Genomic DNA, 11477 nt, shown 5'->3' with positions numbered 1-11477 from the left:
CCCGGAGCGCGCAAGCCGCCGTGTGCGCGCGCACTTATAATGGCGGTCTGCCATTCAACGGCGCGCCTTTGCCGCGCGCCACGTCACTGGGGTCCCGCCCCAGCGTCACGCTCCCTTTCAGCCCATGCCCGAACTGCTCGCGAACCTGAACCCCGAACAACTCGCCGCCGTCACGCTGCCCAACGAACCGGCGCTCATTCTGGCCGGGGCGGGCAGCGGCAAGACGCGCGTGCTGATCACGCGCATAGCGTGGCTGATCCAGCAGGGCATGGCTTCGCCGTCCACCATCCTCGCCGTGACCTTCACGAACAAGGCCGCGCGCGAAATGATGAGCCGCCTCCAGGCGCTCCTGCCCATCGACACGCGCGGCATGTGGATCGGCACCTTCCACGGTCTGTGCAACCGCATGCTGCGCGCGCATTACCGCGACGCCGGCCTGCCGCAGACCTTCCAGATTCTCGACACGGCCGACCAGCTTTCGGCCATCAAGCGTCTGATGAAGGGCCTGAACATCGACGACGAGAAGTATCCGCCCAAGAATCTCCAGTACTTCATCAACAACGCGAAGGAACAGGGCCTGCGTCCGAAAGACGTGGACGTGAGCGACGACTTCAACCGCAAGTTCGTCGAGCTTTACGAGGCCTACGACCAGCAGTGCCAGCGCGAAGGCGTGGTCGATTTCGCCGAGCTGCTGCTGCGCTGCTACGAATTGCTTTCGTACAACCCGCCGCTGCGCGCGCACTATCAGGCGCGCTTTCGCGACATCCTCGTGGACGAGTTCCAGGACACCAACAAGCTCCAGTACGCGTGGCTCAAGCTGCTCGCGGGGCCGAGCAACGCGATCTTCGCCGTGGGCGACGACGACCAGTCGATCTATGCGTTCCGGGGTGCGAACGTGGGCAACATGCGCGACTTCGAGAACGAGTTCCGCGTGAAGCACATGATCAAGCTGGAGCAGAACTACCGCTCGCACGGCCATATTCTCGATGCCGCCAACTACCTGATCGCGCATAACTCGCGGCGTCTGGGCAAGAACCTGCGCACCGACGCGGGCCACGGCGAGCCGGTGCGCGTGTACGAGGCCGCGACCGATTCGCAGGAAGCGGGCTGGATCGTCGAGGAGATTCGCGCGCTCATCAATCAGGGGCTCGCGCGCCACGAGATCGCCATTCTTTACCGCAGCAACGCGCAGTCGCGCACGATCGAGCACACGCTCGTGAACGCGGGCGTGCCGTACAAGGTGTATGGCGGCCTGCGCTTTTTCGAGCGCCAGGAAGTCAAGCATGCGCTCGCGTATCTGCGCCTGATCGACAACCCGAACGACGACACCGCGTTCGCGCGCGTCGTGAACTTCCCCACGCGCGGCATTGGTGCGCGCTCGATCGAGCAGCTTGCCGACGCCGCGCGTCTCTACAACTGCTCGATGGCCGCGGCCATTCCTTATGTGACGGGCAAGGCGGGCACGAGCCTCGGTTCGTTCGCCAATCTGGTCGCGAAAATGCGCGCCGAAACGGCGCAGATGAGCCTGCCGGAGACCGTCGAATACACGGTGCGCATGAGCGGACTCGCCGAGTTCTATCAGACCGAGCGCGAAGGTCAGGACCGTCTGGAGAACTTGCAGGAACTCGTGAATGCGGCCACGGCGTTCGTGAGCGAGGCGGGCTACGGCCTCGACACGCCCGCGCGCTCGATCCCGCTGCGCCCCGGCGCGAGCGCCGCGCCCGAGATCGTCTCGCAGGACGGCGAGATCGAAGTGCTCGACGCGCCCACGATCACCGACCCCGCGCAGAATCCCGACGTCATGACGCCGCTCGCGGGCTTCCTCTCGCATGCGTCGCTCGAAGCGGGCGACAACCAGGCGCAGGCCGGCCAGGACGCCGTGCAACTGATGACGGTGCACGCGGCGAAGGGGCTCGAATTCACGGCGGTCTTCATGACCGGTCTCGAAGAGGGCCTGTTCCCGCACGAGAACAGCGCGATGGAAGCCGACGGCCTCGAAGAAGAGCGCCGCCTCATGTACGTGGCGATCACGCGGGCGAAGGAGCGGCTGTATATCTCGTTCGCGCAGAGCCGTCTGCTGCACGGTCAGACGCGTTACAACGTGCGCTCGCGCTTTTTCGACGAACTGCCGCAGGAGTCGCTCAAGTGGCTCACGCCCAAGGTCGAGGCGGGCGCGCGCTGGGGCGGACGCTCCGACAACGCCGGCTGGGGCCGCGACTGGTTCTCGCGGCCGGGCGGCGGTGACGGCAACAGCAACGGCGGCGGCCGCCGCGAGCGCGACGCCTATATCGCCGACAAGAGCCCCGCACCTGCGTTCGCCAATGAGCAGCGCGCGGCCGAAACGGGCTTCCGCGTGGGCCAGGGCGTGTTCCACACGAAGTTCGGCGAAGGCACGATCACGGCGCTCGAAGGCAGCGGCACCGACGCCAAGGCGCAGGTGCGCTTCAAGCGCCACGGCGAGAAGTGGCTCGCGCTGGCGGTGGCGAAGTTGCAGGCAGTGGAGTGAGCGCGCGTAAGCCTCAGACGATCCAGACGGAAAACAATCGAAGATGAACCTCCCCACCCACGCGAGCGGCACGGCCGCTCGCCCGCTCGGCGTGCTTGCCGCCTTGCCCCAGGAACTCGGCGATCTGATCGCGGCGATGCAGGCCGAATCGGGCGTCGTGACGCGCACGTTCGGCCGGCGCGACTATCACCTCGGCACCGTGCACGGCGCGCCTTGCGTCGTGACGCTCGCGCGCGTCGGCAAGGTCGCGGCGGCCGCCACGGCGAGCGCGCTGATCCATGCGTTCGATGTCGAGGCCGTGGTCTTTACGGGGGTGGCGGGCGGCCTGGGCCCGGACGTGCATGTCGGCGACGTCGTGGTGGGCGAAACGCTGCTCCAGCACGACATGAACGCCGAGCCGCTGTTCCCGCGCCACGAGATTCCGCTACTGGCGCGCTCGCGCTTCGACGCCGACCATGCGTTGGCCGAGGCGCTCGCCGTTGCGTGCGAACGGTTCATTGCGGAGGAGGGCACGGAGCTGACGGCGCGCTACAAGGCCGCGCTGCCGCGCTTCGAAACCGCGTTGCCGCAGGTGCATCGCGGGCTCGTGATCAGCGGCGACCAGTTCGTGGCGAGCGCCGCGGCCGTGGGCGCGCTGCGCGCGCTGTTGCCCGATGCGCTGGCGGTCGAGATGGAAGGCGCCGCGATCGCCCAGGTCTGTCACGAGTACGAGGTGCCGTGCGCGGTCGTGCGCACGATCTCGGACACCGCCGACGAGCACGCGAGCACCTCGTTTTCGAGCTTCCTCACGGATATCGCGGGCACGTATTCGACCGGCATCCTCAAGCGCTTTCTCGCCGGGTATCGGCCGCTCGCACGCTGAGCGGCCGCCCGGCTCCCGCGCGGGGCCTGCGCGGGCCTCGGGTCAGCTATCGCCCGAGCCCACCGCCTCGCGAATCGACTGAAGCGCCGTAGCGTCCTCGATCGTCGGCAGGTCGCCCGGATCGCGCCCTTCGGCGAGCGCCGCAATCGCGCGGCGCAGCAGCTTGCCCGAGCGCGTTTTCGGCAGCATCGGCACGAAGTGCACGCGCGCGGGGCGGCCGATCGCGCCTAGCTGGCGGTCCACCGTTGCGGCCAGCGCGGCGGCGAGCTTTTCGGCGTCAGCCGGATTCGCTGCCGCATTGGCGTCGCGCAGCACCACGAAAGCCAGCGCCGCCTGACCCTTCACCGCGTCGTTCACGCCCACCACGGCCACTTCCGCGACCGCCGCGTGCGAGGAGATCGCCTCTTCGATTTCGCGCGTGCCCAAGCGATGGCCCGCCACGTTGATCACGTCGTCGGTGCGCCCGAGGATCGTCACGTAGCCGTCCGCGTCCTGCACGCCCCAGTCGAAGGTCGAATAGACCTGCTGGCCGGGCACGCTCTCCCAATACGTTTTCACGAAGCGCGCGTCGTCGCCCCACACGGTCTGCATGCAGCCGGGCGGCAGCGGGTAACCGAGCGTGATGACGCCTTTCTCGCCCTGCGCGCACGGCTCGCCCGTATGCTCGTCGCGCAGCACGAGGTCGTAGCCGTAGCAGGGCACGCCGGGTGAGCCGAGCTTTTGCGGCAGCGGCTCCACGCCGCGCTGGATGGCGAGCATCGGCCAGCCGGTTTCCGTTTGCCAGTAGTTGTCGACCACGGGCTTGCCGAGTGCGTCCGAGATCCATTGCGCCGTGGGCTCGTCGAGCGGTTCGCCCGCGAGAAAGAGCGTGCGCAGGCTCGACAGATCGGCGGCGCGCAGGAGCGCCGGGTCCTGCTTCTTGAGCACGCGAATCGCCGTGGGCGCCGTGAACATCAGGTTGATGCGGTGCTGCTCGACGAGGCGCCACCAGATGCCGCCGTCGGGGCGAACAGGCGTGCCTTCGTACATCACCGTGGTCATGCCCGCGAGCAGCGGCGCATAGATGATGTAGCTATGGCCCACCACCCAGCCGATGTCCGACGCCGTGAACATGGTGTCGCCCGGGCGGCCCTCGAAGATGTATTCCATCGAGGCCGCGAGCGCCACGGCATAGCCGCCCACGTCGCGCTGCACGCCCTTCGGCTTGCCGGTCGTGCCCGAGGTGTAGAGCACATACGAGGGCTCGTTCGATTCGAGCCATTCGCAGGGAATGCGCGCGTCGTAGTGCTGCTCGCGCAGCGGCTCGTAATCGACGAGATAGGGCGCGTTCAGGCGCTCGGGCGCGAGTTGGCGGTCGATCAGCAGCACCTTGGGCGGCGCGTGTTCGGCGCGCGCCATGGCTTCGTCCACGAGCGGCGTGTAGTCGATCACCTTGCCGCCGCGCGCGCCCGCGTCGGCGGTCACGAGCAGCGCGGGCCGCGCGTCGTCGATGCGCGCGGCGAGGCTCGGCGCGGCGAATCCGCCGAACACCACCGAATGCACCGCGCCCAGACGCGCGCAGGCGAGCATGGCGAACACGGCCTCGGGAATCATCGGCAGATAAATCAGCACGCGGTCGCCGCGCGCGACGCCCAGCGAGCGCATGACGGCGGCCATGCGGTTCACCTCGGCGTGCAGGTCGGCGTAGGTGTAGCGGCGCTCGATGCCCGTTTCGGTCGAGACATAGACGAGCGCGTTCTGCTGCGCGCGCGACGCGAGATGGCGGTCGACGGCGTTGAAGCACAGGTTCGTGCGCCCGCCCACGAACCAGCGCGCGAACGGCGGGTTCGAGCGGTCCAGCACCTGGTCGAACGGCGTTTCCCAGTGGATGCGCGCGGCTTCGCGGCGCCAGAAGTCCTCGGGCTGCGCGATCGACTCGCGGTGAAAATCGCGGTAATGCATGACTGCCTTCCTCCCGTGCTGATGGCGCCTGATGCTGCTCACCCGTGCTTATGGTGTTTGCGCGTGCTGGTTGGTGTCTTTGCGTGCTCGTTATCCGGCCGACGCAGGCGAGGCCGGCGGCCGGATCTGGCGCCGGTTTTTCAGGATAGTGCAGTGCAATGCGCGCGGGCAACGCGGGTTCTCCACTACCGGCGCACGCCGCGGGCGAGGCGTGTCGTCACATGGCGGCCGCGCGGGGGCTTGCGCTCAGGCGCCGGGCGGGATGGGCGTACCGGGGCAGGCGACCGTGCGCGGCAGCGGCGCGGCGCGCCAGCGTTGCAGCCAGCGCCGCGCGGTGTCGACCACGGGGTCGAGTTGCCCGTCAACGGCGCTGGACAACCGCGCGCCATAGCAGTCGCCGTGGTGCGGCTGCACGCCGATCAGCACGATGTCGCGCGGCGAGCGCCCGCTTAGCTGCGCGCAGGCGAGGGCGTCGGCGAAGGCCATGCCGGGGCGGTTGGGGCGGCGCAGATAGAGTTGCCGGGCCGCTTCGTCGCCGGTGAGCACGCGCAACTCGCCCGGCGCGAGCCCAAAATCGAGCGCGGTGAGCACGATCAGGCGCTGCGCCGACTCGACCACGGGCAAGAGCGTGCGACCGCGCGTGCCGCCTTCCACGAGTTCGACCTGCGCGGGACATTGCCACTGCGCCCGGAGTCGCGCGAGCGCGTGCACGCCCACGCCGGCATCGCCCCACTGGACGTTGCCGAGACCGAGCACGACCACGCGCACGGAGCTGGCCGACTGACGGCTCATGAGTCCGGCCAGCGCACGGCGCGCGAAGCGGCGCACCTTGCCGCGCGCGGGCCCGGTGGTCGCCTGGCTGGCTTCATGTAGTCGATATGCGCGATAGGTCACGTCGCGTGTGGGTCAGGAGTAAATGGGAAATAGGAATAATCCTAGCAATTCAGAAAACCTCGATTGATGTGCATCAATCGAGACAGGTTTTAGCGTGCTAGGGAGAAAGGTTTTGCAATGCCCACCGTTTGACTGTCGGTCCAATGTGCGGCAACGTTTGACATTCTCTCGTTGTGCACGCAACAAAAAAGGGGAGCGTCGCAATGACGTTCCCCTTCTCGTGATCCGCGGCGGCTCGGCGGCCGCCCGCATGCCTCATCAGGTGCCCGGCTTCACCACCACCGTACAGGTCGTGCCCGCGGCGAGCACCATGTCGTCCGGCACCTTGTCGATATGGATGCGCACCGGCACGCGTTGCGCGAGCCGCACCCAGTTGAAGGTCGGGTTCACGTCGGCGAGCAGTTCGCGGCTTTGCGGATTGTCGCGGTCGTAAATGCCGCGCGAGATGCTTTCGACGTGGCCTTCGAGCGTGCCGCCGCTCATCAGCTTGATCTCGGCCTTGTTGCCCACCTTCACGTGCGGCAGCTTGGTTTCCTCGAAGTAGCCGTAGACCCAGAACGAATGGCTGTCCACCACGGCGAGCTTGGCCTGGCCCGCAATCGCGTAGTCGCCCTGGAACACCTGGAGGTTCGTGATGTAGCCGTCCACCGGCGAGATCACGCGCGTGCGTTCGAGGTTGAGCTTCGCGGCGTCGAGCGCGGCGAGCGCCTGCTGATACTGCGCCTGCGCCGAGTTCGCGGTGTGCGAGGCGTTCTCGCGGTTTTCCTGCGACACGACTTCGCTGTCCATGTCGGCGCGGCGTTTCGCGTCGTCCTGGCGCATCGTCAGTTCGGCCTTGCGCGCGCCCACGGCGGCCTCGGCTTGCTCCACGGCGATCTGATAGTGCGAAGGGTCGATCTGCATCAGCAGGTCACCCTTGTGGACGAACTGGTTGTCCTTCACGGGCAGCTCGACCACGGCGCCCGAGACGTCGGGCGCGATGTTCACCACTTCGGCGCGCACGCGGCCGTCGCGGGTCCAGGGCTCGTCCATGTAGTGCACCCACAGGACGCGTCCCACCAGAATGGCGACGACGAAGATGATGGCCGTCGCGATAAAGCCAATGATGTTCCGGATTGTCATGATTCGACTTCGCTTCAGTGATAGACCGCGAGACCCAGCACGCAGCACACGACCACGAGCAGGCTCACGCGAAAGAGGGACGGGTGCCACACGACCCGGTAGAGGCCGGTTCTGGCCAGCACGGAATCGAGCACCCAGGTGATCGCCGCGCCCAGAATGAAGAGCAGCACGATCGCCGGGATATACGCGTCGAGAAACGCTACGTCACGAGGCATGGTTGGCTCCTTGGCTGGCGCCCGGATGCGCGCCCGCGCTGCCCGCATACGCCGCGAGCGGCGATTGCGGGTCGATGAGCGCGGTGCGGATGAAATGCAGATGGCTCTGGATGCGCTGCAACTGGTGGCGTTCCTCGCGCGGCGGCGTGTCGGCGCGTTGCGCCACGCCCGCCGCTTCGGGCCGGAATATGCCTTGCAGCATGGCCTGGCTCGCGGCAATGGCGACGTCGGTCGAGGCGAGCGCGCCGCGATAGCGCGCCTCGCTCGGGCGCTCGAACAGCGCGCTCACGGCTTCGAGCGTCGCATCGACCGCGATGCGCCATGTCGTGCCCGCCGCGTACTGCGGATGGGCGGGGAGCGTAGCCAGTTCGTCGCGCAGATCGAGCGCGGCGTTGCCCACTTCGAGCGTGGAGAAGAGCCAGCGCAGCGTGTCGCGGCGTTGCGCTTCGTCGTTGCCGGCGATCGCGGCGAGCTGGAACATCAGGTCGCGCGCGCCGCTTTCGAAGCGGTTGCGCAGTCCCTTCAGGCGCGCGCGGCACGCCTGCACCGCGCCGCCGCGCAGGTCGGCGAGCAGACGGCGGCGCAGCCACGGCGTGGAGGGCGGCAGCAGCACGGCGAACGCCGCGGCCGACACGGCCATCGAAGCGACGAGCGCGAGCGCGTCGTTGATATAGCCGCTCGGGTTGTACTGCACGACGTTGTCCGGGCCCGCGAGAAAGCACAGGAAGATGCAGTAACCCACGCCGAGGCCCGCGTATTTCGGGCGCGTCGTGAGGAACACGCCAAGGGCGAGCGCGGGCGCGAGCACGACGCACAGCATCACGAAGCCGTCGATGTGCGGAAACACGCCGAACGTGAGGATCATGCCGACGAACGACGCGAGCACGGTGCCCATCGCCATCTGGCTTGCCATGCGCGCGGGCTGCGGCGAAGCCGAGGCGAGCGCGCAGGTCGCGGCGGCGTTGAGCACGAGGTTCGTGCCGCTCGGCCACGCGGTGGCGATCCAGAACGCGCCGAGCAGCGTCATCACGATCGCCGCGCGCAAGCCCGACACACCCGCCGCGATCAGGTTCGTCTTCGGCACATAGCGCGAGATCCATTTTTCGCGCGAGTGCGTGTCGACGGCGAGCGAGGCGTAGGTGGCCGTGTACTCGGTCATCTCGTGCACGAAGCGGTAGAACAGCTCCGTGGCCGTGTCGAAATCGAGCAGGCGCGCATCGCCCTGGGCTTCGAGTGCGTCACGCGTGGCGCGCACGCGCCTGGGCAGCGTCGCGCGATAGTCTTCGAGTTGCTTCGAGACGTGCGCCGCGTCGGCGGCCGTGAGCACCGGCTCGCCTGCTTTGGCGAAGAGGGGGGCGATCTCGTGGAAGTACGGTTCGAGCGCCTCGACGGTGGCCGAGGAGCCTTCCGCGTGCAGGCGGTTCATCAACTGATGCAGCGCATGAAAGCGCGTGGAGGCCGTCATGAACTCGGTGTTCAGGCGCGCGAGGCGCCCCGAGCGCATGCGCGCGTCGGGCGACTCGAACACGGCCGTGCTGCGGTTCGCTTCGAGGCCCACGACATCGGCGACGAAGCGCGCGTTGGTCGCCTCGACATGCGAGCGGTCGATACGCCCCGCGAGCACCGCCGAAACATAATCGACGAACGACGAGAAACGGCGCCGCACCGTCGAGCGCAGCAGCGCGCCCGTGTATTGCGGGAACACCACGGCGCTCACGAAGCCCGAGGAAAGAATGCCGATCGAGATTTCGCACACGCGCGTCATGGCCGACATGAATGCGCCGTCGGGATGCTGCGAAGCCGGAATGCCGATGAGCGCCGCCGTGTACCCCGCGAGCACGAAGCCATACGAGCGGAAATTGCGGTTGCGCGCGGCGCCCGCGGTGCACAGGCCGACCCACAGCGCCGTCGAGACGATGAAGAGTTCGGGCTGCTGGGCGAAGAGGCCGATCAGCGCGAGCATCACGACGAGGCCGACCAGCGTGCCGCAGATCCGGTAGAAGCTCTTCGCGAACACGGGGCCGCTTTGCGGCTGCATCACGATGAACACCGTGGTCATGGCCGTGCGCGGCTGCGGCAGATCGAGCTTCATGGCGATGCCGAGCGCGAGCAGCGCCGCGGCGATCGCCTTGAACAGATAGATCCAGACAAGGCCGTCGGTGCGCGCCCAGTCGGCGAGCGCGTCGTACAGGCTTTGGCCGCCCGGCTGCGAAGGGGAGGAGGTGGAGGCTTGCATCGTCTGCCTCAGTGCGCCGCGCCGGTTGCGCCGCTGGTTGCGTTGCCCGGGCCCGATGCGCCGGCGTCGGCCGCGTCCGGACCGGACGCGTTCTTCGACCCATGCGGGGCGAGCAGCGCGGCGGGCATGAGCGGCACGGCGCGCGTCTTCTTGCCGTGCGCGGGCAGTTGCTCGGCGTCGGTCGGGCCCTTCGTGGCGGCGTTGCTCGACGCGTCGATCATGCCGCCGCCCAGTGCCGCGACGAGCGTGGCATGGGCGTTCAGGCGCTCGGCCTGGATGCGTGCCACGCCTTCCTGCGCACGCAAGAGCTGCGTTTGCGCGATCAGCACGTTGACGTAGTCGGTCAGGCCACGGCGGAAGCCTTCCTGCGCCAGATCGTAGTTGCGCTGCGCGGCCGCAACCGAGCGGTGCGCGTCGTCTTCCTGGGTAGCGAGCGAGCGCATGCGCACGACCTGGTCGGCGATTTCCTTGAGCGCGGTCACGATCGTCTGGTTGTACTGGTCGACGGCAATATCATACGCGGCGGACTGCGCGCCAAGCTGGGCACGCAGGCGGCCGCCGTCGAAAATCGGCAGCGAGAACGCCGGGCCGCCCGCATAGCTGCCGCTCATCGACTTGAGGAACTGGAACATCGGGCCGGCCGCGGCGTAACCGCCCATCGAAATGAGCAGGTTCACGTTCGGATAGAACTCGGCCTTGGCCACGTCGATGCCGCGCGCTTGCGCGGCCACGAGCCAGCGCGCCGCGACCACGTCGGGGCGATAGCCGATCAGCTCGGCCGGCAGCGCCGAGGGCAGGCCCGCGGGCGCTGCGAGCGAGAGCGCCGGGCGCTGGATCGATTCACCCGCGCCCGGGCCTTTGCCCGCGAGCGCGGCCATCTGGTTCTTGCCGAGCGCGATGGATTCTTCGAGCGCGTCGATCTGGCGCTCGTATTCGGGCAGCGGCGTTTCGGCCTGGCTCACTTCGAGCTGCGTGCCGATGCCGCCGGCCAGCCGCTTTTGCGCCAGCGTGAGAATGCGCTGCTGCTGGCCGAGCGTCTGCTTCGCAATGTCGAGCAGCGCGTAGTTCATCGACATCTCGATGTACGTGCGCGTGACATTGACTTCGAGTTCGAGCTGCGCGGCGCGCGCGTCGGCGGCCGTGGCGTGCGCCACGTCGAGCGCGCGCTCGGCGTTGTTCTTGTCCTGCCCCCAAAGATCGAGGTGATACGAGAGGCCGAGCGAGGCCGTGTTGTTCCACGTGTTCGCGCCCGCGAGCGAGCCCGGTCCGTAATAGATATTGTCGGACCATTGCTGGCGCTGGATGGACATGTTGCCGCTGATTTGCGGCAGGAGCCCGGCCTGGGCCACGCCCACCATCGAGCGCGCCTCGCGCACACGCGCCTGGGCGGCGGCAAGCGAGGGGTTGCCGGCCACGGCCGTTTCGATCCAGGCGTTCAGTTGCGGGTCGTTGTAGCCCTGCCACCAGTTGCTGGCGGGCCAGGCGGCGTCGGTGTTGGCCGCGCGGATGGCCGATCCGGCGTCGAGTTGCGACGCTTCGGCCTGCTTCGCCTGCGGTGCGATGCCCCCGGTACTGGCGCAGCCCGCGATTATCAACGAGAACGTAAGAACCGTGAGTGCGGCGAGTCCTTTCGGTACCGGAGACTGCACGATTTACTCCTTTACTTGGCTATGAATCACTGTGCGTCATTATATTTTTCGC

8 protein-coding genes are annotated in these 11477 nt (G+C 67.9%); 2 read left to right on the top strand and 6 right to left on the bottom strand.

Translation table 11 applies throughout. The features are described 5' to 3' along the window. Positions 1-124: 124 nt before the first annotated feature. Positions 125-2506 (top strand): UvrD-helicase domain-containing protein, encoded by a 2382-nt coding sequence (locus C7401_RS40610; RefSeq protein WP_112177694.1) that lies wholly within the window; start codon positions 125-127, stop codon positions 2504-2506. Positions 2507-2549: 43 nt separating this feature from the next. Next, positions 2550-3368, top strand: coding sequence for a 5'-methylthioadenosine/adenosylhomocysteine nucleosidase (locus tag C7401_RS40605; protein ID WP_112177693.1), 819 nt, complete (start codon positions 2550-2552; stop codon positions 3366-3368). A 42-nt stretch (positions 3369-3410) separates the two neighbouring features. On the opposite strand, the gene C7401_RS40600 is transcribed toward C7401_RS40605, so the two are convergent. From C7401_RS40600 to C7401_RS40575, 6 genes are all read right to left on the bottom strand, one after another. Continuing rightward, positions 3411-5309 (bottom strand): propionate--CoA ligase, encoded by a 1899-nt coding sequence (locus C7401_RS40600; RefSeq protein WP_112177692.1) that lies wholly within the window; start codon positions 5307-5309, stop codon positions 3411-3413. A gap of 246 nt (positions 5310-5555) precedes the next feature. Then, on the bottom strand, positions 5556-6203 hold the full coding sequence (locus C7401_RS40595; protein ID WP_112177691.1) for a hydrogenase maturation protease: 648 nt from the start codon (positions 6201-6203) through the stop codon (positions 5556-5558). A gap of 258 nt (positions 6204-6461) precedes the next feature. Continuing rightward, on the bottom strand, positions 6462-7325 hold the full coding sequence (locus C7401_RS40590; protein ID WP_112177690.1) for an efflux RND transporter periplasmic adaptor subunit: 864 nt from the start codon (positions 7323-7325) through the stop codon (positions 6462-6464). A 14-nt stretch (positions 7326-7339) separates the two neighbouring features. Next, the gene (locus C7401_RS40585) at positions 7340-7540 is read right to left on the bottom strand and encodes a DUF1656 domain-containing protein (protein WP_028208049.1); all 201 of its coding nucleotides are present in this window, start codon (positions 7538-7540) and stop codon (positions 7340-7342) included. Continuing rightward, the gene (locus tag C7401_RS40580; RefSeq protein ID WP_112177689.1) at positions 7530-9776 is read right to left on the bottom strand and encodes an FUSC family protein; all 2247 of its coding nucleotides are present in this window, start codon (positions 9774-9776) and stop codon (positions 7530-7532) included. Before C7401_RS40580 ends, C7401_RS40585 begins: the two co-directional genes overlap by 11 nt. A gap of 8 nt (positions 9777-9784) precedes the next feature. Next, a complete protein-coding gene (locus C7401_RS40575) occupies positions 9785-11425 on the bottom strand; it encodes an efflux transporter outer membrane subunit (RefSeq protein ID WP_112177688.1) in 1641 nt (546 codons plus the stop codon). Positions 11426-11477 lie beyond the last annotated feature (52 nt).

It is taken from the genome of Paraburkholderia unamae, from assembly GCF_003268775.1.
Taxonomy (GTDB): Bacteria; Pseudomonadota; Gammaproteobacteria; order Burkholderiales; family Burkholderiaceae; genus Paraburkholderia; species Paraburkholderia unamae.
The sequence above is the reverse complement of the archived record's forward strand: the minus strand, read 5'-3'. Positions and strand labels throughout refer to the sequence as shown.

Coding starts and splice junctions, on each gene's coding strand:
- C7401_RS40610 (WP_112177694.1), top strand. CDS start 125: ATGCCCGAACTGCTCGCGAACCTGAACCCCGAACAACTCGCCGCCGTC.
- C7401_RS40605 (WP_112177693.1), top strand. CDS start 2,550: ATGAACCTCCCCACCCACGCGAGCGGCACGGCCGCTCGCCCGCTCGGC.
- C7401_RS40600 (WP_112177692.1), bottom strand. CDS start 5,309: ATGCATTACCGCGATTTTCACCGCGAGTCGATCGCGCAGCCCGAGGAC.
- C7401_RS40590 (WP_112177690.1), bottom strand. CDS start 7,325: ATGACAATCCGGAACATCATTGGCTTTATCGCGACGGCCATCATCTTC.
- C7401_RS40585 (WP_028208049.1), bottom strand. CDS start 7,540: ATGCCTCGTGACGTAGCGTTTCTCGACGCGTATATCCCGGCGATCGTG.
- C7401_RS40580 (WP_112177689.1), bottom strand. CDS start 9,776: ATGCAAGCCTCCACCTCCTCCCCTTCGCAGCCGGGCGGCCAAAGCCTG.